Origin of the sequence: Halogranum rubrum (genome assembly GCF_900114455.1) — an archaeon.
Classification (GTDB): Archaea; Halobacteriota; Halobacteria; order Halobacteriales; family Haloferacaceae; genus Halogranum; species Halogranum rubrum.
In genome coordinates this window covers 1,048,673-1,072,955 of the sequence record NZ_FOTC01000001.1, presented here as the reverse complement: position 1 = coordinate 1,072,955, position 24,283 = coordinate 1,048,673, and the positions used below count along the sequence as shown (strand labels likewise).

22 protein-coding genes are annotated in these 24,283 nt (G+C 62.6%); 11 read left to right on the top strand and 11 right to left on the bottom strand.

All coding sequences use genetic code 11. From position 1 onward, the window contains the following. Positions 1-96 precede the first annotated feature (96 nt). Complete coding sequence (locus BM083_RS05175) at positions 97-2,001, top strand: diol dehydratase reactivase subunit alpha (protein WP_089866647.1); 1,905 nt, start codon at positions 97-99, stop codon at positions 1,999-2,001. Between the two features lie 48 nt (positions 2,002-2,049). Continuing rightward, the gene (locus tag BM083_RS05170) at positions 2,050-2,415 is read left to right on the top strand and encodes a glycerol dehydratase reactivase beta/small subunit family protein (protein WP_089866644.1); all 366 of its coding nucleotides are present in this window, start codon (positions 2,050-2,052) and stop codon (positions 2,413-2,415) included. A gap of 29 nt (positions 2,416-2,444) precedes the next feature. On the opposite strand, the gene BM083_RS05165 is transcribed toward BM083_RS05170, so the two are convergent. The 4 genes from BM083_RS05165 to coxB form a co-directional block, all read right to left on the bottom strand. Further along, positions 2,445-2,855 carry a GlcG/HbpS family heme-binding protein gene (locus BM083_RS05165; RefSeq protein ID WP_009375617.1) on the bottom strand — a complete coding sequence of 137 codons (411 nt, stop codon included), beginning with the start codon at positions 2,853-2,855 and terminating at the stop codon, positions 2,445-2,447. Between the two features lie 105 nt (positions 2,856-2,960). After that, complete coding sequence (locus BM083_RS05160; protein ID WP_009375618.1) at positions 2,961-3,221, bottom strand: cytochrome C oxidase subunit IV family protein; 261 nt, start codon at positions 3,219-3,221, stop codon at positions 2,961-2,963. A 9-nt stretch (positions 3,222-3,230) separates the two neighbouring features. After that, complete coding sequence (locus BM083_RS05155) at positions 3,231-5,756, bottom strand: cbb3-type cytochrome c oxidase subunit I (RefSeq protein ID WP_089868379.1); 2,526 nt, start codon at positions 5,754-5,756, stop codon at positions 3,231-3,233. Next, complete coding sequence (coxB, locus tag BM083_RS05150; RefSeq protein ID WP_394327590.1) at positions 5,753-6,511, bottom strand: cytochrome c oxidase subunit II; 759 nt, start codon at positions 6,509-6,511, stop codon at positions 5,753-5,755. Before coxB ends, BM083_RS05155 begins: the two co-directional genes overlap by 4 nt. Positions 6,512-6,657: 146 nt before the next feature. On the opposite strand from coxB, the gene BM083_RS05145 reads away from it, so the two are divergent. The 3 genes from BM083_RS05145 (at position 6,658) to BM083_RS05135 (ending at position 9,528) form a co-directional block, all read left to right on the top strand. Next, positions 6,658-7,176: a DUF6789 family protein gene (locus BM083_RS05145; RefSeq protein ID WP_177197541.1), complete on the top strand. Its 519-nt coding sequence runs from the start codon at positions 6,658-6,660 to the stop codon at positions 7,174-7,176. Positions 7,177-7,388: 212 nt separating this feature from the next. After that, the gene (locus BM083_RS05140) at positions 7,389-9,089 is read left to right on the top strand and encodes a histidine kinase N-terminal 7TM domain-containing protein (protein ID WP_089866637.1); all 1,701 of its coding nucleotides are present in this window, start codon (positions 7,389-7,391) and stop codon (positions 9,087-9,089) included. Between the two features lie 49 nt (positions 9,090-9,138). Continuing rightward, positions 9,139-9,528, top strand: coding sequence for a pyridoxamine 5'-phosphate oxidase family protein (locus tag BM083_RS05135; protein ID WP_089866634.1), 390 nt, complete (start codon positions 9,139-9,141; stop codon positions 9,526-9,528). Between the two features lie 8 nt (positions 9,529-9,536). On the opposite strand, the gene arcD is transcribed toward BM083_RS05135, so the two are convergent. The 4 genes from arcD to BM083_RS05115 all read right to left on the bottom strand — a co-directional run bounded on the left by arcD (position 9,537) and on the right by BM083_RS05115 (position 13,113). Continuing rightward, positions 9,537-11,024, bottom strand: a complete 1,488-nt coding sequence (arcD, locus tag BM083_RS05130; RefSeq protein WP_009375632.1) for an arginine/ornithine antiporter ArcD — start codon at positions 11,022-11,024, stop codon at positions 9,537-9,539. A gap of 220 nt (positions 11,025-11,244) precedes the next feature. After that, on the bottom strand, positions 11,245-12,327 hold the full coding sequence (locus BM083_RS05125; protein WP_177197540.1) for a CAP domain-containing protein: 1,083 nt from the start codon (positions 12,325-12,327) through the stop codon (positions 11,245-11,247). Positions 12,328-12,581: 254 nt separating this feature from the next. Beyond that, the gene (locus BM083_RS05120) at positions 12,582-12,827 is read right to left on the bottom strand and encodes a DUF7385 family protein (protein ID WP_089866625.1); all 246 of its coding nucleotides are present in this window, start codon (positions 12,825-12,827) and stop codon (positions 12,582-12,584) included. 31 nt (positions 12,828-12,858) lie between these two features. Further along, positions 12,859-13,113, bottom strand: a complete 255-nt coding sequence (locus tag BM083_RS05115) for a hypothetical protein (protein ID WP_089866621.1) — start codon at positions 13,111-13,113, stop codon at positions 12,859-12,861. Positions 13,114-13,350: 237 nt separating this feature from the next. Here BM083_RS05115 and BM083_RS05110 point away from each other — a divergent pair, with 237 nt between their 5' ends. Beyond that, on the top strand, positions 13,351-14,490 hold the full coding sequence (locus BM083_RS05110; protein ID WP_089866617.1) for an NAD(P)/FAD-dependent oxidoreductase: 1,140 nt from the start codon (positions 13,351-13,353) through the stop codon (positions 14,488-14,490). Between the two features lie 43 nt (positions 14,491-14,533). Next, positions 14,534-16,180 carry a spermidine synthase gene (locus tag BM083_RS05105; protein ID WP_245756853.1) on the top strand — a complete coding sequence of 549 codons (1,647 nt, stop codon included), beginning with the start codon at positions 14,534-14,536 and terminating at the stop codon, positions 16,178-16,180. A gap of 49 nt (positions 16,181-16,229) precedes the next feature. Here BM083_RS05105 and BM083_RS05100 read toward each other — a convergent pair whose 3' ends face one another. Then, on the bottom strand, positions 16,230-17,072 hold the full coding sequence (locus tag BM083_RS05100; protein WP_089866614.1) for an ion transporter: 843 nt from the start codon (positions 17,070-17,072) through the stop codon (positions 16,230-16,232). A gap of 336 nt (positions 17,073-17,408) precedes the next feature. On the opposite strand from BM083_RS05100, the gene BM083_RS05095 reads away from it, so the two are divergent. From BM083_RS05095 to BM083_RS05085, 3 genes are all read left to right on the top strand, one after another. Next, a complete protein-coding gene (locus BM083_RS05095; RefSeq protein WP_089866610.1) occupies positions 17,409-19,211 on the top strand; it encodes a BCCT family transporter in 1,803 nt (600 codons plus the stop codon). A 148-nt stretch (positions 19,212-19,359) separates the two neighbouring features. Next, positions 19,360-20,238 carry an alpha/beta fold hydrolase gene (locus BM083_RS05090; protein ID WP_089866605.1) on the top strand — a complete coding sequence of 293 codons (879 nt, stop codon included), beginning with the start codon at positions 19,360-19,362 and terminating at the stop codon, positions 20,236-20,238. 59 nt (positions 20,239-20,297) lie between these two features. Next, positions 20,298-21,026, top strand: coding sequence for a GIY-YIG domain-containing protein (locus tag BM083_RS05085; RefSeq protein ID WP_089866602.1), 729 nt, complete (start codon positions 20,298-20,300; stop codon positions 21,024-21,026). A 9-nt stretch (positions 21,027-21,035) separates the two neighbouring features. Here BM083_RS05085 and BM083_RS05080 read toward each other — a convergent pair whose 3' ends face one another. Then, complete coding sequence (locus tag BM083_RS05080; protein ID WP_089866599.1) at positions 21,036-21,533, bottom strand: cupin domain-containing protein; 498 nt, start codon at positions 21,531-21,533, stop codon at positions 21,036-21,038. Between the two features lie 174 nt (positions 21,534-21,707). Here BM083_RS05080 and BM083_RS05075 point away from each other — a divergent pair, with 174 nt between their 5' ends. After that, a complete protein-coding gene (locus BM083_RS05075) occupies positions 21,708-22,643 on the top strand; it encodes a pectinesterase family protein (RefSeq protein ID WP_089866596.1) in 936 nt (311 codons plus the stop codon). 30 nt (positions 22,644-22,673) lie between these two features. Here the strand turns inward: BM083_RS05075 and BM083_RS05070 are convergent, their stop codons facing one another. Continuing rightward, the gene (locus BM083_RS05070; RefSeq protein ID WP_089866592.1) at positions 22,674-24,152 is read right to left on the bottom strand and encodes a phytoene desaturase family protein; all 1,479 of its coding nucleotides are present in this window, start codon (positions 24,150-24,152) and stop codon (positions 22,674-22,676) included. Between the last annotated feature and the right edge of the window lie 131 nt (positions 24,153-24,283).

The following is a 24,283-nucleotide window of genomic DNA, read 5'->3' as shown; positions in this document are numbered from 1 at the left end:
GTGAGTGGGCCGTAGAGGCGCTCTCGGCACGAGTGAGACGAACACAGTCACTCGGCGCTGGGAAAGGTATTTTTCGACTCCCCCACATGGCAGTTCATGGCATACATCGCAGGCGTGGACATCGGCAACTCGAGTACCGAAGTCGCGCTCTTGCGAACGTCGGACGACGGGACACACGAGTTCGTCGCGAGTGCGCTCTACAGAACGACTGGGCTGAAAGGGACGAAGAAGAACGTTCCCGGCGTCGTGAACGCACTCACCCGGGCAGCAGAGCAGGTCGGTATCGACCCCGGCGACATCGACCGCGTGCTGCTCAACGAGGCGGCCCCCGTCATCGGCGACGTCGCGATGGAGACGATTACCGAGACGGTCATCACGGAGTCGACGATGATCGGACACGACCCGTCGACGCCGGGTGGCGTCGGATTAGGCACGGGGACATCGGTTGAGATTACGGCGGATATGGCCGACCACGACCCGGCCGACCCGGTCATCTTCTTGGTTCCCGACTCGGTCGACTTCGCGGACGCCGCCGCCCGAATCAACGAGTGGCACGAGAACGGGTACGACGTCGAGGGCGCAATCGTCCAGCGAGACGACGCGGTGTTGATTCACAACCGTATCGACGTCGAGATTCCGATTCTCGACGAGGTGTCGGACCTCGACAAGATTCCGCGCGGGCAACCGACCGCCGTCGAAGTCGCCCCGCAGGCGACCGGAAAGACCATCGACGAGTTGTCGAATCCGTACGGCATCGCGACGGTGTTCGACCTCTCCGCAGAGGAGACACAGAAGATCATCCCCGTCGCCCGAGCGCTCGTCGGCAACAAGTCTGCCGTCGTCATCAAGACCCCTCGTGGCGACGTCGAAGAACGGACGATTCCGGCCGGAAACCTCCACATCGTCAGCGGTCGAGGGTCGACGACCGAAGTGCCCGTCGACCAGGGTGCCGAGGTCATCATGGAGGCGGTGATGAACAACTGGCCCGTCTCGGACGTTCGCGGCGAGAGCGGGTCGAACATCGGGGGGATGCTGAACCGGGCACGAGACAGCATGGCCGAAGTAACCGGCCAACCGATGGACTCTATCGAGATTCGTGACATCATGGCGGTGGACACGCTCATCCCGCAGGCGGTTCAGGGGTCGGTCGCAGGCGAGCACAGTATGGAGAGCGCCGTCGCCCTCGCGGCGATGGTCAAGACCCAACAACTGCCGATGCGACAGATCGCCGACGGAATCGAGGCGGAACTCGGGACGACCGTCGTCATCCAAGGTGTCGAAGCCAACATGGCCGTCCTCGGGTCGCTCACGACGCCCGGCACGGACGTTCCCATCGCCATCCTCGACATGGGCGGGGGGTCGACGGACGCGGCGTACATGGACGTCGACAAGGAGATCGACTCGATTCACCTCTCGGGGGCGGGCGACATGGTCACGATGCTCATCGACTCCGAACTCGGCCTCGACGACCGAGACGTGGCCGAGGCGGTCAAGAAGTATCCCTCCGCGAAGGTCCAGACGCTGTTCAGCATCCGCGAAGAGGATGGAACGGTGGACTTCCTCGACGAACCGGTCGACCCGTCGCTCTTCGGTCGGACGGTCCTCCTCGAAGACGACGGCGAGATGCGACCCGTTCCGGTACGCAAATCTCCCGAGGAGATTCGTCGTGTCCGACGGCGGGCCAAGCGCAACGTGTTCGTCACGAACGCGGAACGGGCGCTCAACCTCATCACACCGACCGAGAGTATTCGTCAGATTCCGTTCGTCGTGATGGTCGGTCGGTCGTCGCTCGACTTCGAGATTCCCGAGATGATTTCGGACGCCCTCGCGGAGTACGGCATCGTCTGCGGCCGCGCCAACGTCCGTGGCGAGATGGGGCCACGCAACGCTGTCGCCACCGGACTCGTCCTCTCGCACATCGGTGGCGGGCAGTATCTCGACTTCGAACTCCCGGCGGAACTGTCGACGTCGCTCGAACGGACACCCACGAAGACGGACTGAGCGCACGACCACGCGCCTTTATGCGTGCTACCACACAACGTGAACCGCATGAGTAGAGGCGACGCCGGTTCGGACGGAGACGACGTTCCACGTATCTACGTCCGTTCTCTCGGTGAGACAGCGTCGGCGTTGGTCGAGTACGTCGAACACGGTATCGAAGAGGAAGGCGTCCCGTGGGTCGTCGAATCTGGATTCGACGGCGACTGCGTCGCCATCGCGCACGAGGCGGCAGTCGAGTCGCCGCTGAAAATCGGTGTCTGTGTGAGCGACACCAGACTCGTCGTCCACCACAAACAACTCGCCGCCGACGCGCCCGTGTTCGACGTCACCGACCCGGCGGCGGCGTCCGCCCGCTATCTGGGGTCGAACGCCGCGCGTCTCGCGAAGGGGACGCCGTTGAGACCAGTCGAGTGAGTGATGGGGTACCGGAACCGAAAAAACCGCTACACCGACTCGAACGCTTCGACGGCCGCTTCTGCCACGCTGACGTCCTCTTCGACGCTCCCACCCGAGACGCCGACGGCACCGACGACGTTCCCGTCGACTTCGAGCGGGATACCGCCACCGAACGTGATGATACGGCCGTCGTTCGTGTCGCCGATACCGTACAGCGATTCACCCGGCTGTGACACCTCCCAGACCGTCTCTGTGTCGAGTTTGAGTGTCACAGAGCTGTACGCCTTGTTCTGTGAGATGCTCACGCTGGCGAGGAGTGCGTCGTCCATCCGGTGGAACGCGACGAGGTTCGCTCCCTCGTCCATCACGGCGATACACATCGGCACGTCGATGTCTTCGGCTTTCTCTTCGGCGGCGGTGACGAGTTGTTTGGCTACGTCGAGTGTTACGGCTGTCATTGGTGGATATCCGATAACCTCATACTTCTATAACGATTTAAAATTTTGTACGCTCCTGATTCGACGGTGTGACACGGAGAAAGTCGACGAACCGACGGACCGACGTCAGGAGATGGAGTACGCTGCCGCGAGCGTCAACCCCACCGCGGCGAGCAGTCCGACCACCAGCAGATACGAGATGGAGCGTGGTTCGAACAGCAGATGTTGGTAGTAGCCCGCGACGAGGAGTGCTTTCACCGCCGAGAGCGCGAGGATGACCCCGAAGGCGAGCCAGTAGCTCAGTCCCGCGAACTCGACGAGTACCTGCGCCGTCGCCATCACGAAGAGGACGACGTAGATTACCGCGTACAGTTTCGTTGATGTCATTTTGATACCTCACAGGATGTAGAACAGCGGAAAGAGAAACAGCCAGACGATGTCGACGAAGTGCCAGTACAGCCCGAAGTACTCGACCGGTCGCTCGTCGTCCAGATACGCCCCGCCGACTGCGCGGGCGATGAGAAAACCGAGGATGAGCAGTCCGAGAATCACGTGGACGGCGTGCAACCCAGTCGTCAGGTAGAACGTCGACGCCTGCACGCCCGAGGAGAACGTCACCCCCTCGTGGAACAGTTCGACCCACTCCAGACCCTTGTTGACGAGGAAGGCCACGCCGAGGAGGAACGTCAGCGACAGCGTCGCCACGAGCCACGTCCGGTTCCGTTTTTGCGCGGCGACGAGCGCGAGGACGACGCTGAAGCTACTCGTGAGCAGAAGGTAGGTGTTGACGAGTCCGGGTACTGGGTCGTGAGGCACTGGTTCCCACCCCATCCACCCGGCGGCGACGCGGATGAAGATGTACGACCCGATGAAGGCACCGAAGAGCACGACGTCGGAGGCGAGGAATATCCAGACGCCGAGTTTCGTCCGCTCGACGCCTGCGAAGGGCCAACGTTCGGCGACGTCGGGTTCGCTCGTGTGGAACGACTCACGGCCGAACTGGACGAGCGAGAGCGCCAACACGACGCTGCCGAACAGCGCCGTTCCGCCGTAGACCATCCCGACGACTCCCTCGGGGAACGCGCCCTGTTTCAGCGCCGAGAGACCGAGCAAGGCGAGGAACGCGCCGAGAGCGATGACGACGGGCCACGGACTCGCGTGGCTGTCGTGGTGGGCGTGGGCGTCGTGCGCTGACTGGGTGTCCAGACGGTGCGCGTCGGCCACACCGCCGTCGGTTCTGCCACCGCCGCTCACTGCGGGCGTGCCGGACGCCGTGAGAAAGCTGAGCATCCCAGTCGCGTAACTCGGCCGACCGGGGAAGTTCTCCAGCGGCGGCGGCGAGGAGACGGCCCACTCCGCCGTCGTCGCGTACTCCCACGGGTTCGCCGGTGCCGACTCACCGACCGAGAGACTCCGGTAGAGGTTGTAGAACATCACGAGGAACGACGCGCCCAAGAGGAACGCGCCAATCGTCGCCAGTCGGTGCCACGGGGTGAGACCGATGTCGTACTCGTAGACGCGCCGAGGCGTCTCCCACGCGAGGAACATCGGGAAGTAGAGGAGGTTGAAGCCGACGAAGTACATCGCGAAGTGAACCTTCCCGAGGAACTCGTCGTACATCCGTCCCGTAATCTTCGGGAACCAGTAGTAGATTGCCCCGAAGAGCGCGGTGGCCCCGCCGACCATCACGTAGTGGAAGTGTGCGACGACCCAGTAGGTGCCGCGGAACTCGTAGTCGAGGACGACGGCCCCTAAGAAGACGCCGGTGATGCCGCCGAGGATGAACAACACGAGTGCGCCGAACGCGAAGAGGAACGGCGTCGTGAACCGGACGCGACCCTTGACGAGCGTGTAGATGAGTGCGAACACCATCAGGTCGAAGGGAAGCGAGATACCGATAGTCGTCGCCATGAACAGCGTCTTGACTGGGAGGTTGATGCTCGTCAGGAACATGTGGTGCATCCAGACCATGAAGCTCTGGACGGCGACGAGAACCATCGACGCGACGAACCACTTGCGGCCCACGAGTCGTCTTCCAGTAAATGTCTGGAACACCTCGGCCATCACGCCGAGGGCGGGGAAGAAGACGATGTACACCTCGGGGTGACCGAAGAACCAGAACAGATGTGCCCAGAGAATCGAGCCACCGGCGTCGGCGGCGAAGTACGAGGTACCGAGGAGGCGGTCGGAGGTGAGGATGAGGAGTGCCGCCAGCAGGGCGGCGAAGGCGAACAGCATCATCCAGACGGTGAGGAGGATGGACATGCTGAAAAGCGGCAGTCGCATCAGCGTCATCCCCTCGGCGCGCATCCGATGAATCGTCGTCAGGAAGTTGACCGACGACATGGTGATACCGATGGTGAAGAGGATGAGCGCGAGGACGACTGTCGTCGCGCCGATGTTGGGCGTGTAGGTAGCGATGTTCAACGGGGCGTACATCGTCCACCCGCCGTCGAGTGTGCCCCCTTGGAAGAACGAGACGAGAAAGAGGAGTCCAGAGAAGAGATAGAGCCAGTAGCTGAGTGCGTTGAGTCGCGGGAACGCGAGGTCTTTCGCGCCGATTTGGAGCGGGACGACGTAGTTGGCGAACCCGAAGGCGAGCGGCGAGATGAACCAGAAGACCATGAGCAGGCCGTGTGCCGAGACGGTCTGGTTGTACGCGACGGCCGAGAGGATGCCCTCGCCCGGCGACCATAGTTGCAGACGGATGAGCAGGGCGAGAATCCCCGCGAAGACGAAGAAGAACAGCGAGGTGACGAGATAGAGGATGCCCACGTCCTTGTGGTTCGTCGTGAGGAGCCAGCGTTTGACCGACGTCATCGGCGGCAGTCCCATCTCGGACTCGTCTACCACGACTGGTTCGAGGAACTCGTCGTCTATCGTCGCTCCACCGTCTGTCTCCGTGTGTCGGTCGTGCGTCATGCTGTCGTCGCCTCCGCGTCGTCGCTCGATTCGTTCGCGCTGCTCGATTCGTTGGCTGCCGTCGTCGACCCGTACCACGCGTCGTACTCGTCGGGTTCCATCACGACGACCGGTGCGTTCATGAACGAGTGGCCCGCCCCGCAGAGTTCGTAGCAGTTCGCCTGATACGTGCCTGGGTCGTCGGCGACGAACCACGTCTCGGTCGTCTGCCCGGGGATGGCGTCCATCTTCACCCTGAGTGCGGGAATCCCGAAGTTGTGGAACACGTCGTCGGAGGTGACGGAGAGTCGCACCGTCGTATCGGCCGGAACGCGGAGTTCGTTCGACTGGTAGCCGTTGAGGTAGACGAAGCGCCACCCGAACTGGTAGCCCTCGACGCGGACGTCGACGCCGTTGTCCGCGTCTGCCGACTGTGCGGAGACGCTCTCGACGTCGAGGAGCGCACCGTACGTCCAGACGATGAGCGAGACGACGACGATGGCGCTCAACGAGAACGAGAAGAGGAGTTTTCGGCCGCCGCCGCTATCGCCGGGCAGTTCGCCGAGTACGGGCCGGTCGGCGTCGTCTGTCCGGTGGTCTCCGTCGCGGTATCGGTAGGCGTTGTAGAGCATGTAGCCGATGACCAACACGCCGACGAACGTCCCGAGGACGAGAAAGACAGTGAAAATCTCGGAGAACACCGCGATGCGCGACCCACTCGGAAGAAGCCCCTGCGAGTGCAACGGTACCCCTGCTGTCTCCACTCCGGTCACCACACCCATCCATGTTAATTGTTGTCAATCGGTCTTTATCCTTTGCACACTTCTGAACCAATATCGGTGTTTAGTGAAAATATCTGAATCAAAGTAGTGTCTGGGGCAGAAGAAGGAACATTAAGACGATTCGTGCGGTATATGGTAACATGGCTGATTCACCAACCGAGTACGACGAGACGTTCGACGAGATGGAGATCGAGGACGACGAGTTCGACCGGTTGCTCGGCATCGTCGGCGACGGTGTCATCGGTGCTGCAGGCGGGCTCGTCGGTACGGCGATGATGACCGGTGTGTTGCTCGTCGCCGAGTCCGTCGGTGTCTTCTCCCGAGAGTCGTTCGCGGCACTCGGTGGACTCGCTGGATTAGAGACGCTCGGACCGACGCTCGTCGTGGGCTATCTCGTGTTCCTGTTCAACGGGATGGTACCGTTCCCACTGCTCTTCGCCTCCGTGATGGAGTACCTCCCGGGTGAGCGCCCGCCGGTGAGCGGGATGGTGTTCGGTGCAATCCTCTGGACCGGGTTCGTCCTCGTGTTCTACGAGGGGTTCTCCGGTCTCGGACTGGCACTCTACGTCGTGTTGACACTCCTCGCACATCTCGCGTACGGACTGGGTCTCGGACTCGTGTTCGAGTACCTCTCGACCCGTCCGGACTCACTCGTCTGAGCGTCTACCCTTACGGTGGCGTAACTTCGTCGACGAACCGTTCGCGTGCCGAAACCGAGAGACGGTGAACGGTATCTCCTGGCCGTCAGCACCGTCAGAGAGGGGCCCCTCCGACACAGCTATATCATCTACGGCGAATCTCGAAACAACAACCGAAAATCTGGATAGATGATATTACATCGGCGACGTCGTACACACCGACACCGTCTGTAATGACGTGGGACGGCGGGTTCTACGTTCAGTTACACTTGCTCGCGGCAGTGGTCGTCGCGGCACTCGGGGCGTACACAGCACGAAATAGAGAGACGCCGGGCACTCTTTCGTTAGCACTGCTGTTGATTGCGACGAGTGGGTGGGCCGTCGGGTACGCGCTCCGGTTGTCGAGCCCAGTTGGGCTGAAGCTCCTCCTCTCGCAGGTCACGTTCGTCTTCATCGTCGCCGTTCCGCTCTGTTGGTTCGTGTTTTGCCTGCAGTACACCGGTTACCGACGGTCGGTGCCGCGGGGCGTCCTCCCGCTTCTCGTCGTCGTCTCCGTCGGGTTCGCGCTCGCCGGGGTCACGAACTCAGTTCACAGCTTGGTCTGGCAGTCGTTCGAAATCCATCCCAGCCGGACGTTCGCGTTCCATGTCGAGGAGTACGGACCGCTCTACGGCGTCTATCTGGCGTACAGCTACACGCTCATGCTCGGGGGTGCCGCGCTCATCCTCCGGATGCTCGTCGGTCAGGGAAACGACCATCTCCACCGTGGACAGGCGTTCGGACTGCTCGTCGCCGTCGCGATTCCCTTTCTCGCCAACGTCGTGTACTTTCTCGGGCTTACAGAGCCGGGGTTCGACCCGACCGCGATGGCGGTCCTCGCCTCGGGTGGTGCGCTCTGGCTGTCGGTGTTCCGGTATCGTCTCCTCACACTCACCCCTGCCACCCGCGACGTCACGCGTGACGAGTTCATCGACCGGATGACAGACCCGGTCGTCGCCGTCAACGGACGGCGACAGGTCGTCGACGCCAACCCGGCCGCCCTGACGTTGTTCGGCCGCTCTCGTCAGGCGACCGTCGGTCGCAGTCTGGAGCGTATCGCCCCGGAGTTGAACGCCCTCGTGGACCGGCACATTCCGGACGTCACCGGTCAACAAGTGCACACCCAGTACGTCGACGGAGTACACCGTACCTACGACGTGGGCGTCGAGCCACTGTCACTGCACCGGGACGTCGCCACCGGCCAACTCGTCACGTTTCACGACGTGACCACTCGACGGCAGCGTGAGGAACATCTCCGTGTGCTCCACCGCCTGTTACGACACAACCTCCGAAACGACCTGAACGTCATCGTCGGCCACGCGAGGGACCTCCACGACGGTGACGACTCGGTTCCCACGACGACCCGGACCGAGGTAATCGAGCGCACTGCGAGCCAACTCGTCTCACAGGCGGACAAACTCGGGCGAGTCGTCCACGGCATCGACGTCGAACACCACGAGACGGTCGACGTTGCCGAGATGGTGGCGGACGCCGTCGACGACGTGCGAGAGACGACTGATGCAGAGATTTCGGTCACCATCGACCAACGCGCCCACGTCGCTGCCGGACCGCTCCTTCGTCTCGCCGTCACAGAACTCGTCGAGAACGCCGTCGTTCACAACGACGCAGCAGACCCGACCGTCGACGTGCATGTCGGACCCGCCGGAGACGACCCGACTGCCGTCGCAATCCGCGTGACCGACAACGGGCCGGGTATCTCCGAGTACGAAGTCGACGCACTCCATCTCGGAGAAGAGGCACCGCTCGAACACACGACTGGCGTGGGTCTGTGGGTTGCCACGTGGACCGCCCGCAGATACGGTGGAGACCTGTCGTTCGACGTCGACGACGGGACGACAGTCACCGTCGTCTTGCCGAGACTGGCGAACGAGTGAGGAGGTACGCGAGCGACGACTTTTGCGGCTTCGGCACCTCTCTCACGACGTGTCTACATCCATCACTACCGACGTCGAACGACTCCTGACGAGCGAACCGCTCATGGCGCATCTGGCGACCTGTGCGAACGAACGACCGCACGTTGCCCCTGTCTGGTACGACTACGCCGACGGCGTCGTCGAGGTGCTCACGACTGGACAGAAGCTACGGAACGTCCGGGAGAACCCCCGAGTCGCGCTGTCGATTCAGAAAGACGACGGTGGCCACGCCCAGTGGATGGTGACGCTCCTCGGGACGGCCACCGTCGTCGACGACGCGGAAGCGACCCGAGACGCCGAGCGACGCATCAACGCGAAGTACGGTGCCGACCCAGACGCGTGGTCCGGAAACGTGCTCGTCCGAATCGACGTGGGAACGGCGTCGTCACAGACCTACTGAGCGGACTCTCAGTCCGTCGTCGGCGTCGGTGTCGACGTCGACGACGAGGCTCTCTCGGCGTCGGGGTCGGGGAGGCCGATGCCCGTCGCGGCGATAGCGAAGAGGACGAGTGGCGAGAGGATGCCGAAGAAGTAGTAGGGCGCGTAGCCACCCAGTCCGTAGGAACCGGCGAGCGTGGCGACACCCGTCACCTGCGACATGTAGACCGCACCCGCGTGCCACGGGATGAGTGCACCCGTCGGCGTCCCCGCCGACTCGATTGCCTGCGAGAGGTCCTCGTTGTCGAGGCCGTACTCGTCGTAGACGTCCCGGAGCGTGAGTCCGGGGACGACGATGCTCATGTACTGCTGGGCGGTGAGGACGTTCGTGAGAATCGCCGCCGCGCCGGTGCCGGCGACGAGGCCGCCGACGCTCTGCACCGCCTGTGCGAGTTCGTGGGCCAGGACGGCGAGGACGCCCGTCTTCTCCAGCAGACCGCCGAGCGAGAGGGCGGCGACGACGACGGTGATGGTCCACGCAGAGCCAGTGAGGCCACCGCTCCCGAGCAGACCGTTCACCAACTCACTGCCCGTCTCGGGAGACGTGCCGTACATGAAGACTTCCCACGCCGCCACGAACCCTGTCCCCTGGAGGAGGATAGTCGTCACCACGCCCGCGATGACGCCCGTGACGAGCGTCGGTAGCGCCGGATACTGGCGGAGTGCCAGCCCGAAGGTGACGACGAGAGGGAGGAAGGCGAGCAGCGAGAGCGTGTAGGACCCCGAGAGCGCGGTCTGAATCTCGGAGACCGTCCCACTGGCCGCCCCGCCGCTCGCGACTTGGAGACCGAGGACGGCGTAGATGACGACGGAGAGACCGAAGGCGACGAGCGTGCTGTTTCGCATCGCGCGAATGTGGTCGTAGAGGTCCGTGTTGGTGATTCCTGCGGCGAGGTTCGTCGTATCGGAGAGTGGCGACTGTTTGTCACCTGCATACGCGCCCGAGAGCACCGCCCCGACGGTCATCGGTGCGGGAATGCCGAGACCAGACCCGATACCGACGAAGGCGACGCCGAGCGTTCCGACCGTCGTCCACGACGACCCGATTGCGAACGCGACGACGAACCCGAGGACGGCGGCGACGGGGAGAAACACCTGCGGGCTGAGCAGTTCGAGGCCGTAGGACATCAGCGTCGGAATCGTCCCGGCGCTGATCCACGTCGCGATGAGCGCGTAGATGACGAAGATGATGAAGAGTGCCTGACGGCCCATCAGGAGGCCACGGGCGAGGCCGTCGCCGACCTCCTCCCACGAGAAGCCGAGGCGGTGTCGCGCGAGGAGTGCGACGAAGATGATACTCCAGAGCAGCGGTACGTGCGGGTCGAGTTTGAGAACCGCCGACCCGACGCCGAGGAAGAGCACGACCGCCAAGACGGGCAAGAGCGCCGTCCGAAGCGACGGCCGACGCTCGGGGTCGAGTTCCTCGAACGTGAGCGGCGTGATGTCGAGTGCTGTCATTACCTCGCTGTATGCACATAGAGCATAAAAGCCCGTTGGATTATGCACACAAGGCATGCTCATTGGTGTCGATACCCGTGGGTCCGAAGGCCACACTCACTTCCACGGACCGACGTAGACGAGCGGGCTATGATGGTACCGAGTCGCGTACGACGGAGAGAAGCGAAGAGACGGGAGGGACCGAAAGAGGAGAGCGGAGTCGTGGAGAGTCGAACGAGCGTCAGCAGCCGCTACCGAACCCTTCGGTGACGTACAGCAGGTCGTCGTCGGAGACGACGGCACCGAGTCCCTCGACCTGCCAACTGTCACGGAGGATGTTGGCACGGTGGCCCGAACTGTTCATCCACTGGGTGACGACGTTCTCGGCGACGATGTCGACGTCGTCGTCGCGGAGCGACCGATAGAGGATGTTCTCGCCGAGTGCGCGACAGGAGACGCCCTCGTCGGTGTAGTGGTCCGCGAAACTGTCGTCGCCGGGTGCGGTGTGCGAGAAGAAGTCCCGGTCGACCATGTCCCGACTGTGTGCGCGGGCGGCGGCAGCGAGGTCGGCGTCGTAGCCGAGTTCGCTCACACCGTTGGCACGACGTCGAGCGTTGACCTTCTCGTGGATGCGCCGTTCGAGTCGGGCGACGAAGGAGTCCGGGTCGCTCCCGCTTCCGTCGCTGCCACCGGACTGCGGCGGCCACTCGCCCTCGTAGCCGACCGTCTCGCCGTCGACGACGACGGAGAGGCCGCCGTCGGCGGTCAGGTCTTCGATGTCGCCGGAAAACGCGTAGCTGTCGGTGCCGTTCACGACGTAGCCAGTCGCTCGGCCGCCGTAAACTCGGTCGCCGCCGTCGATGCTCGCGCCGTTGGCGGCGCTACTCGACAGGAGGCCACTCGTCGTCAGTTCGTAACTGACGCTGGAGGCGGGGTCGTCCTTCCGAATCGAAATCATCCGGAGCGGGTCGGGGTCGACGCGCGACCCGTCGACGTAGACTGCAGGGCTCTCGTCAGACCAGAAGCCGACGAGGTCACCCGTGAAGCTGTAGGCGTCCTTGCCGCCGCGGACGTACCCGCCGGCGACGGCGGTGGATTCCAGCCAGTCGCTGTCGTTCGTCGATGCGCCCGATGCGTTGCTCTTACCGGTGATTTCGCCGGTGACGGCGAGATTGTACCACTGCAGGTCGTCGCTCGCGGTGCCGTCGACGACGACGACCGACTCGTCGTGGTCTGCGGCCGCGAGCGAGGAGAGGCCGGCGACGCCGGAGAGCGCCGTGGCCGTTCGGACGAAGGTCCGTCTCGTGTAGTGTGTGCGTGTCATGGTCTCAGGCAACTGTGCGGCCCACGGTGGGGCACACTGACTGCACATCGAGAATGTCTGTACATAATGTTTGTGTCTCGAAAGAGACTTTCGCTAGACATTCGAACAATATTCGAAGAATATTATACAGATATTCGAATCGTATTCGAATCAAGACGATGAAACATCAAACTCGTGTACTTCTCGGTGAGTGTGGACGTCGACGAGGGAGGAGAAAGCGGATACAGACGAGAGGGAAACAGCGGCGCGCGGATTCAGTGCGTGAGAACGAGTAACTGGTCGTCGGTACGGACGAGACAGATTGGGCCGTTGGGGGCGCTGTTGAACGTCACGTCGCGCTTCTCGGAGACGAACAGTCGGTCGAACGGGCGCTCGCAGGCGGGACAGCGACATGACTCGCGGTTCTCCAGATACATCGTCCCGCGGTCTTGTTTCACGAGTTTGAGTTTCGTCCGATAGTCGTGGACGTCGAAGCCATCCGAGACGTCGAGCAGCGTCATGGCCGCCGAGACGGAAGGGTGAGAGAAGTAGCTACGGGTCCGTCGAGTCGGGTGTGGTCGACGGCATCGCTTGGTTCTCCGCGTCGACGAGATTCGGGAGTCGGTCGCCGTTCGTCACGTCGAACAGTGACGGGCAGCGTGCCGTCGCAGTCTCTGGCGTGGAGTGTTCCCGTTCGTCGGTGGTCGACGCCGTCCATCGCTCACCGTGATAGTCCAGCGTCGGTCGGTACGTCTGTGTCTCGGTTGGTCGCCGGTCGTCGGTCGATTGGGAGATGTGTGTGCTCACTGTCTGGGGGGGTTGCAGGTAGTCGAAAGACGGTGCTCGGTCGCGGGAGAATCAGACGCGTACAGATACGACCGGCATTGTGTACTTCCCCGTTCGAGACAGTCTATAATGAATGTTCCTGTATGTTCATCGCTTGCCAGTGTGTCACGTCACGACACAACACGATACGCTCCGTCACAGCGAGAGTGGCTCACGGCAACCCGTAGCACTATAGTCGGTCTGACCCTCGCAGCAGATATGTCGACCAGTGCAGACCGTGTCGTCGTCGTCGGTGCGGGTGTCTCGGGTCTCGCCGTCGCCCGCGAACTCGCTCCCGACTACGACGTCGTCGTCCTCGACAAGGGAGGCGTCGCCGCCGACACCAGTTCCCGCGCCTCGGGGATGATTTCGCTCTCGCTCGAACCGTTCCCCGATGGGTGGGCGACGTTCGCCCTCGACCAGTTTCGCGAACTCGACGGACGAGGTATCTTCTCGTTCGCCGAGCGAGAGACGGTTCGACTCGTGCCGAAGGAAGACGCCGAGAAGTACACGGACGAAGCGCCGACGGGCGGGGAGTTCCTCACTCGCGACGAACTGCTGAGCCAGTTTCCCGACTCGTTCGGCGACCTCTCGGCGTACGGCGGCGGCCTCGTCTACGACGGGACGGGCTATCTCGACGCACTGGACTACGCGATGACGCTGAAGTGGCAGGCCGAGAAAGCGGGCGCAGGAATCTTCCGCGATCACGAAGTGACGGGCCTCTGCGTCGACGACGGCACGGTGACGGGCGTCGACACCGAGTACGGCCCTATCGACGCCGACCACGTCGTCTACGCGACGGGATGGAAGACGCGAGAACTCCTCGCCGAGTACGTCGAGTTACCGGTTCGTCCACTGCGTTGGAACGCAGTCGTCGTCGAACCCGAGTCGCCGCTCCCCGACGACTGCCCGCTCGGGTCGGAACCGACGATGCGAGTCTACTGGCGGCCGACGCGCCGTGGCGACGTACTCATCGGCGGCAACGAACATCTCCTCTCGGACCCCGAGGAGACGCCGATGGGCGTCCAGTCGTCCTTCCGAGAGACGGTGCTGGAAGATGTCGCCCCGCTCTTGAACGGCGTCGCCGGCGGGACTATCCGACGCGAGGACTGCTGTCCGACCGCAGACTGTGCGTCGCCGGACGGCCTCCCGATCATCGACGCTCCCGACGAAGCACCGGACGGACTCGTCGTCGTCACCGGTCTCCACGGGCGCGGCGTGATGCTCTCACCCGTGACCGGGCGGGCGGTCCGCTCACTCGTGACGGGTGAGGAGACACCGTTCCCGACGAGTGGGTTCGAACTGGCACGCTTCGAAGACCGGTCTGCGGACTTCGAGTATCGGAGCCACTGGGACTGACGTCCGGGTTCACAGTTAAGTTCGAGCCTCTACTCGTAGAACCATGGATTCGTCGCCCTCCCTCTCTTCGATTCGGCTCTCGCGGTCCGAACTCGCCGTCTTCGTCTCCGGCGTCGTCAGTATGGGACTGGAGATTCTCGCCGGGCGGATGATCGCACCGGAGTTCGGCAGTAGCATCTACACGTGGGGGAGCCTCATCGGCGTCTTTCTCGCCGCGCTCAGCCTCGGCTACCACCGCGGTGGGAAGCGAGCGGCGACACACGCGTCGACCTCGCGACTCGTCGGCCTCTTTCTCCTCTCGGCGCTGTACGTCGCCGGCCTCATCCTCTTCGGCGACTTGCTCCTGCAGGCAACAGCCGGGTTGCCGCTCCCGAGTCGCTTCGCGTCCATCCCAGGGACGGTGCTGCTCTTCGGTCCGCCGACGTACCTCCTCGGCTACGTCAGCCCCTACGCTGCGGAACTGTCGGGACAGTCCGACGTCGGAGCGGCCTCCGGCCACGTCTACGCCGTCGGGACGGTCGGGAGTATCGTCGGTGCGTTCGCGACGACGTTCCTCCTCATTCCGACGATGAGTACCAGCCAGATCGGACTCCTGTTCGGCCTCCTCTCGGTCGGCACGGCAGTCGCACTCGCGGTTCCGAACGTCGACCGCGACGAAGCGTTCTGGAGTCTCGGTATCACGCTCGTCCTCCTCGTCGCCGGTGCGACGGGGAGCGTCGGACTCGACATCGGCGGCGACGTCGTCTACGAGACACAGACCGCCTATCAGGAACTCCGCGTCGTCGACTCCGGTGGTACTCGAACGCTCTACCTCGACGGACAACCCCACAGTGCGATGGACAAGAACGACCCGACACGGCACGTCTTCGAGTACACCTCTTACTTCCACGCGCCGTATCTCTTCACCGACGAAGGGAGAGATATCGACCGAGTGCTGTTCGTCGGCGGCGGCGGGTTCACCGGACCGCGCGCCTTTCTCGACACCTACCCGAACGTGACCGTCGACGTGGTGGAAATCGACCCGGAGGTGGTGCGCGTCGCGAAGGAGTACTTCGCCGTCGAGGAGTCCGAGCGACTGACCATCCACACGATGGGCGGCCGGCAGTATCTCCAACAGACCGACGAGACGTACGACCTCATCGTCCTCGACGCCTACAAGAAGGACAAAGTGCCGTTCCAGTTGACGACAGTGGAGTTCATGCAACTCGCCGACGAGCGACTCGACGACGACGGCATTCTCTTCGCGAACGTCATCTCTGCACCCAGCGGACCTGCCTCACAGTTCTACCGAGCAGAGTACAAGACGATGCAGCAGGTGTTCCCACAGGTCTACAGTTTCCCGACGGCCGGTGGCGTCGTCGTCCAGAACATCGAAGTCGTCGCGACGAAGCGGGACACGCTCGTGACGCGCGAGGAGTTACAAGCACGAAACCGACAGCGAGACGTGGGCATCGACCTGTCGGCACAGCTCACGTCGTACCGAAACGACGAACCGACCGACGACGTCCCCGTCCTCCGAGACGACAGAGCGCCGGTCGACAGCCTGTTGGACCCGATGGTCGGTCAACGGTACGTCGTCGTGCAGTCGAACGAGAGCACGGCGGACGGCGAGACGGAGAGACGAGGACGAGTGACAGTGCCAGTACCAGTTGGTGCGGGGACAGTGCCAGTTGGCGTGAGTGCGGATTGAGCAGCGACGGCGTTCCAACGGCTGTCGACGGTAGAGGTGAAGCCGCGAGTCACTCTCGCGAATCGTACTCCTGATAGATGACGTGGCCACAGGCCTTGCAGTGGGAGGCGTCCGGGTCGTGGTAGGCGAGTCCGCAGTTCGGACAGGTCACGTTCATCATCTCCCGGTTCGTCCACTCGCGGACGATTTTCCCGGCTTGCCACGGGACGAGGACGATGGCGGCGAGGACGCCCGCGACGGTCACCCACCGGCCCGTGCTGGTGACGGGTGTGATGTCTCCGAAGCCGACGGTGGTCAGTGTGACCACCACGTAGTAGAGGGCGTCACCGAAGGTTCCGATGGTCGGGTTCGCTTGAACTTCGGCGCTGTAGAACAGGCCGGCCGTGACGAAAAACAGCGTCGACACTGTCAACAGCAGTTTGACGACGCGGAGCATCTCGACGGAGACGGTGCCGAAGAAGAACTCCTCGTCTTGGGTGAATCGGTAGAATCGGAGGACGCGAACGACTCGAACGACACGGAGAAACCCGACGTTGACGCCGATGAGCGGGGCGGGCAGGAGCATCACCGAGAGCGTAGGAAGCACAGACAGGAGGTCGACCATCGTGTACGGATTGGTGGCCTCGGCCACGCGGTTTCGCGCCCCGTAGAGTCGGAGGACGTACTCGACGACGAACACGAGACCGATAGCTATCTCTATCCGCCACAGCCACGACGCCGTCGTCGACGAGAGCGGGTACGTCTGTGCGACGAAGACGCCGACGAACACCAAGTTGAGCACCAACAGGGAGATGTCGATGGCCTTCCCGAGCGGCGTCCGGTGGTCGAGGAGGTAGAAGCGCACCCGCTCGCGGAAGTCGTCTGGCCTCCGCGAGGATGCGTGACTGTCCATACTCCGTATCGGACGGCGAATCGTTAAGAAACACCCGATGGCGACGACTCTTCGAACACGGACGAACCACTCGCTTCGGCGGGTGATTGGCCACAACTCTTACCAAAATACCGAGGGAACTACCGGGTGTTGCGGACTTATCGAGGTGTCCTCGGGACGGGACACCGGTGGACGACACGTCGACGAGACGCCACCGACGTCGTCCCGAACATACGTTTACAGCGACTGCGCTATCGTTTCCGCCATCTGAAGCGACGGTTCGGACGGTTTGGACGATTCACGAACTTATGTACGACTTACTCCGACGCAGACTGACGTTCGGCCGCGAGGTATCACATGGCAACTGACGGCGACCGAACCCCAAGCGAGGTGCTCGACAACCTCCAGGTCGAAGCGTTCCACCCCGAGAGCGACCGTGAACCCGGAGAAGACAACATCCAACGGTTCGGGTTCGACATCCATCCGGTGGTGTTCCCCGTCTCGCTCGTCGTCATCGCTCTCTTCATCACACTCACACTGTTCTTCGAGGACATCTCGTCGGTGCTCGGTCTCTACACGCCGGCGGGCGAACTGATGACCGCGAGTTGGGCGTACACGTCCGTCTTCGAGTTCATCAACGAGAAGTTCGGTTGGTTCTACGTCCTGACGGTCAACGTCATCATCATCGCACTCGCCTTCTTCGCGCTGAGCAAGTATGGGATGATACGTATCGGTGGCCCGAAAGCCGAGAAGGAGTTCAGCGACTTCGAGTGGATCGCGATGCTGTTCAGCGCCGGGATGGGTATCGGTCTGCTGTTCTTCGGTGTCGCGGAACCGATGTTCCACTTCGCCTCGGGCGGCGGGTCGTTCTTCGACGTCGGTGAGAGCACCGCCGCCGCTGGCGGTGCCGCAATCGGCATCACCTACTTCCACTGGGGCTTTCACCCGTGGGCCATCTATGGCCTCGTCGGACTCGGCTTGGCCTTCTTCTCGTTCAACCGCGGCCTGCCGCTGACGTTCCGCTCTATCTTCTGGCCCCTGCTCGGTAAGCGCATCTACAGTTGGCCGGGGCACCTCATCGACCTCACGGCCGTGTTCGCGACGCTGTTCGGACTGGCGACGGCGCTCGGTCTCGGCGTCAGACAGATGAACGCCGGTCTCACGTTCATCGGGACGAACTTCTTCGGTGTCGGCATCCCCAGCAGTGTGTGGGTCCAAATCGGCCTCATCGCCCTCATCACCTCTATCGCCACCGTCTCCGTCGCGGCGGGTCTCGAAGGCGGGGTCAAGAAACTGAGTAAGGCGAACGTCTACCTGATGTTCACCATGCTCGCGTTCATGATACTCGCGGGACCGACGCTGTTCATCCTCGACACACTCGTCGGCGGACTCGGCGTCTACCTGGGCAACTTCCTCGAACTGAGTTTCTACACCGAAGCGTTCGCTAGCGAGGGTGTCGACTGGCAACACTCGTGGACGGTGTTCTACTGGGGCTTCTGGATCGCGTGGTCGCCGTTCGTCGGCCTGTTCATCGCCCGTATCTCGAAGGGTCGGACTATCCGCGAGTTCGTCGGCGGCGTACTCATCTTGCCGTCGCTCGTCTCGTTTCTCTGGGTGGCCGCGTTCGGTGGCTCCGCACTGTTCGTCGAACTCGAACGGCAGGCCAACGGTATCGTCGGTCCCCTGAACCAGCAGGGACAGGCCGTCGCCCTGTTCGAACTGCTCTCGTTCTACCCGTTCACCCTCGTGAGCGCCGCCGTCGGGACGCTCCTCTTGGGGACGTTCTTCGTCACCTCCTCCGACTCCGGGTCGCTGGTCGTCGACCATCTGACCTCCGGCGGGAAACACGACGTTCCGAAACCGCAACGAATCATGTGGGCCGTCACCGAGGGGAGTGTCGCCGCCGTCTTGCTCCTCGGTAACGGACTGAACGCCCTCCGAACGGCCTCTATCACCACAGGACTCCCGTTCGCGGCCGTGTTGCTGTTGATGGTGTACACTATCTATCTCGGATTGGACCACGAGTTGGAGATTCTCGAATCCGAGGAGTTCGAGGAACTCGTCGACGAGATCGAAGACGAAGACGACGTCGAGGTAAGCAAGGAGTCCGGTGAAATCGTCACCGACATCGACGAACCCGACGGGACCGCTGGCGACTGACGGACGACCGAGACACGCCCTTCTAACTCTCCTAACGGCGATAGTAGTTCGTGCAACTGGCCGCTCACCCGACTGCACGACGACGTGTGTCGGGTGTGTGACGGCTTGCACTCGTTACTATATGCTCTCGTCGAACGTCTAGAGGTCGATGTCACTGGACGGGTCGCCTGAGAGTAAACAGTACCGTACGGCAGAGCCAGGGTACGTCGTCGTCGTCGACGACACGCGCCTCCACTACCGAACTGCTGGCGAGGGAGAAACCGTCGTCTTTCTGCACGCTGGTGTCGCAGACAGTCGACTCTGGGACCGACAACTGGAGACGTTCGCAGACCAGTATCACGTCGTCGTCTACGACCTTCGTGGGTACGGAAAGTCCGAACTGCCGCCGCAACCGTACGCTCACTATCGAGACCTCGAACTCCTCCTCGACACGCTGAACGTCGGCACAGCGCACTTCGTCGGCGCGTCGATGGGCGGGTCGGTGGTGCTCGACTTCGCACTCGTCAATCCGGACCGAGTACAGAGTCTCACGCTCGTCGCACCCGCAGTCGGTGGCTACGAGTTCACCGACGAGGCGACACTCGCCGGATGGGAAGCGGCGGAAACAGCCTACGAAGCGGGCGAGTTCGACCGTGCCGCCGACATCGAGAGCGAGATGTGGCTGGCCGGCCCGACGCGGACCCTCGACGACGTCGACTCGGAGTGCCGCGAGTTGGTACAGACGATGCTTCGACAGCACTACGACCTCGACACCGCCGAGGCGGCCGAAGAGGGCCTCAACCCACCCGCTGTAGGGCGACTCGACGAACTCGCCGTCCCCGTGTTGGTCGTCTCCGGCGCACTCGACTCGCCGGATATGGCAGCGATTACGGCGCGACTCGAACGGGAACTCGCCTACGTTCGGTGTGAGACTGTCGACGACGCCGCACATCTCCCGTCGCTCGAGCGTCCCGACGAGTTCGACGAACTGCTGGCGTCGTTCCTCGACGACGTGGACGAGTCGTCGTCGACCGAGGAGGGGATGTAGCGAAGGGACAGGGCCACCCTTTTCTGCACAGCGTGAACCAGCCTCACCACGAGAGACAGATGGGACGACACGACGACCTCGACCGGTTCTACGCGTTGCTCGACGAGTTGGCAGAGCGAGTCGGTGGCCCGCGAAAACTCAAGAACTGTACCGGATACATGGACTGGCCCGACCGCGGCATCTACCTCTTTCTCGAACCCGGTGAAACCCGAACACCCAGTGACCAACCACGCGTGACCCGCATCGGGACGCACGCTATCTCGGCCGGGAGTAAGACCTCCCTCTGGGACCGACTGAAACAACACTACGGAACCGGCAGCGCGAGTAGTAACCATCCTCACGGCGGTAACCATCGCGGTTCCGTCTATCGAAAACGCGTCGGCGAAGCCCTCATCGAGAAACACGCTCTCCACGACGACTATCCGAGTTGGGACGACCGGTGGTCGAGTCTCTCTCGCGAACGCGACGACGTCCGTGGCGAGGAGTACATCATGGAACGGCGAGTGAGTGCCTACATCCGCGACCAGCCGTTTCTGTGGTTGGACGTCGACGACGAACCGAGCAAGGAGAGCGACCGACGCTACATCGAGGAGAACGCACTCGCACTCCTCAGTAACTTCGAGAAGGAGTCTATCGACCCGCGAACGACAGATTGGCTCGGCCGCCACAGTCGAAGCGAGCGGATTCGGCAGTCGGGTCTCTGGAACGTGAACCACGTCGACGAGGCGTACGACCCCGACTTTTTGGACCGACTGGCCCGCGCCGTCGACGAGACAGAGCCAGTGTGAAGCGACAGGTTACTCGGGCAACGGCCCGAGGATTTCGAGGTCGTACTTCGCGGCCACCTCCATCAGCGCCGCTACGTCCGGTTCCTCTTGGGGCGGTGTCGTGAGCGACGGCGCGGGTCGGCCGGCCTCCTCGGCGAACTTCTCGAACCCGGCGGGAGTCACGTGAATCAGCATCCGGCACGCTTCGTCGCCGACGACACGGAACCCGTGCGGGACGTCCCGCGGGAGAAACACCGTGTCGTTCGGTCCGGCGCGCAGTCGCTCTGCGCCGTCTTCGCCGTAGCAACACTCGATTTCCCCGGAGATGATGTGAAACAGTTCGTCCTCACCGTGGTGGACGTGGTACGGCGACTCCCATCCTGCAGGAGCGGTGTGGTCGACGAGTGCGTACTCGCCGTTCGTCTGCTCGCCGCTCATCTTGACGATCATCAGCGCGCCGACCGACCAGAACGCTTGAGCGTCAGTTTCGGTCGCGACACTCGGCGTCGGAACTGTGGTACTAGACATCGCAGGACATGATGGACGGGAACCGAGAAATAGAACGTATGATGTATGCTAGCATTGATCGGCAGACGATGGCAAGAAATCTCGAACTGCTGTCGATGGGTCGAGTCGACGGTTCTAGGGACACCAACCAAGGTGAAGACTCTACAAGCGCGCAGAGTGTGTAGTCACTCACCGATGCGTTCGACCGAAGACGACGGCTATGACTACGTCGTCGACCAAGAGGGAGGCGGGGACTACGAGAGCGTCCAAGCGGCAATCGACGGGGCGAAGGCGTTCCCGTCGGAGCGAGTCACCATCTTCGTCAAAGAGGGAGTGTACGACGAGAAGGTGGAAGTCCACTCGTGGAACACCGACGTCGACCTAATCGGAGAGAGCGAGACGGGGACCGTCATCACCTCCGACGACGGCTTCGAGGCTATCGGAAGAGGCCGCAACAGTACGTTCTTCACCTACACGCTGAAGGTCTGTGGAGATGGGTTCTACACGCGCGACTTGACCATAGAGAACAGCGCCGGACCGGAGAGTGGGCAGGCCGTCGCCCTGCACGTCGAGGCCGATAGAGCGGTGTTCGAAGACTGTCGCCTCCTGGGAAATCAAGACACCCTCTACACCGGAGGCGGAGGCGCTCGACAGTACTTCGATGGCTGTCGTATCGAAGGGACGACGGACTTCGTGTTCGGCGGCGCAACCGCCGTGTTCGAAAATTGCGTACTCCACTCGAAAGCCGACTCGTACGTTACGGCAGCCTCGACGCCGCAGTACGAACCGTTCGGGTTCGTGTTCAGAGACTGCGCGCTGACTGCCGACCCGGACGTCTCCGAGGTGTATCTGGGCCGACCCTGGCGAGACCACGCGCACGTCGCGTTTATTCAGTCTCATCTGGGTTCGCACGTCCACCCGGCGGGATGGCACAACTGGTCGCGCCCGGAGACAGAGAGCACAGTCACGTACGTCGAGTACGAGAATCGGGGTCCCGGTTCGAGCGCGGCGGGCGACCGAGTGGCTTGGGCCGAGGAGTTGACACCGACGGAGGCCGAGAACTATCGCGTCGAGAACGTCCTTTCCGGAGAAAGCACTCGGGGCGCATATCGGGAGTGGTTTGTTCGATAGGCTCGGGCGTCAGCTATCAGTAACTGCCCATCAACCAAGTACGTGCGCGGCGGCAATTTCGCTTCCCTTCACACAGGCTACGGTTCCGAGTCCCGGCCACGTCGTGTCTCCGGCGAGATAGAACCCCTCGATGCCGACGTCTTGCGGGACGGCATGTTGGTTGGTGTTCTGGAGCGTCTGTCTGTATCCACCGACTGCACCTCGTGGTCGGTCCGTGAACTCCTCGTAAGTTATCGGGGTCGCAACGTCGTACACGACTGCGTTCTCCGCGAGGTTCGGGTAGACAGTTCGGGCCAGTGAGACCAACCGCTCTCCGGCCGCCTCCTTCTTTCGCTCGTAGGTCTCTCGGTCGAGCGCCTGCCACGGCTCTACGTCACAGTGTGTCGAAATCATGACTGCTCGATGTCCTTCCGGGGCACTCACTCGGTCTCCGGAGGCCGACACGGAGACGAACATGTTGTTTCCGTCTCCTAGTGGACTGTCGTAGTCCGCCAGTAGTTGGTGGTGAGTTACGTCGTGGTCGTCGACTTCCTCTTCTGGCACACCGAGGAAGACCATGATGGCACTACCTTCGTGGCGACGTACCATCGTGGCGTACTCGTCCAGTGTGTCGCCGACGACTGGGGCGGCGATCTCGTTCGTTACAGTGACCGGAACTGTACTGACGACTTGCGCAGCCCGGTACTCCGTCGTCTCGGTCGAAAGCGAAAAGTCGCCGTCAGTTCCAGTTACCTCGGAGACTGTTCGATTGGTCTCGACGCTCCCTCCCAACTCCTCGTAGCGGTCTTCGAACGCCTGCCAGAACCCGAACATTCCACCGGTCGCTCGCCCGATACCCGTCCACCGGATGGTCGTTCCGAGAACCGCGTTGAGGAGCGGAGCCTCTTCGAGTGTCGAGTGTACGGTGTCTTCGACGAGCATGGCGAACAGGTTGCGGAGCGGCGTCTCGTCGTACACGTCGAACGCTCGGAGGGCATCTGCCATACTCCAGCGCAGATATCTGAGTAGCGGTGCGTTCGTCACCCCAATCGCCCGCCCGTTTCTCAGCACGTCTCTGAGGCCCTGAATCGGCATCTTCACGTCACCTCTCGTTGCTCTCCACAGCGTCTCGGATAGGTCGTCCAGAAAGGCGTAGAACTCCAAGTGGCGCTCGTCGTCGCCGAGTTTGTCGCGGCGTTCCTCCTGCCACGCTGCTTGGTCGTGATACAGTCGCACCGTTCGGTCGGGTAACCACACGTCGTAGGCGTCTTGTATCTCGATCTGTGGTGGTTCGAGTCCGATTTCGTCCAAGAGCTGACCGCCGACGCCACCGGGTTGGAAGTCGACCAACGTGGTCGCACCGACGTCGAAAGTGAATCCGTCTCTTCGGTAGTAGCCAGCACAACCACCGATGTGGTCGTGTTGCTCCAGTACTACCGTGGAGCGGCCACGAGACTGCAAGCGTGCGGCAGTGCTCATCCCCGCGACACCACCGCCGATTATCGCCACGTCGAACGTGTCAGCACCCATGTGTTGGAAAGTTAGAAGCTAGACAATATACCTGTTGCTGTGATAATACGTCACCGATGACTGTCTCGGCAGATGTAGTCCCTCTTCGGCAGTGCATCCGGAACTTAGGACACCTGTTCTAAGACTGTGCG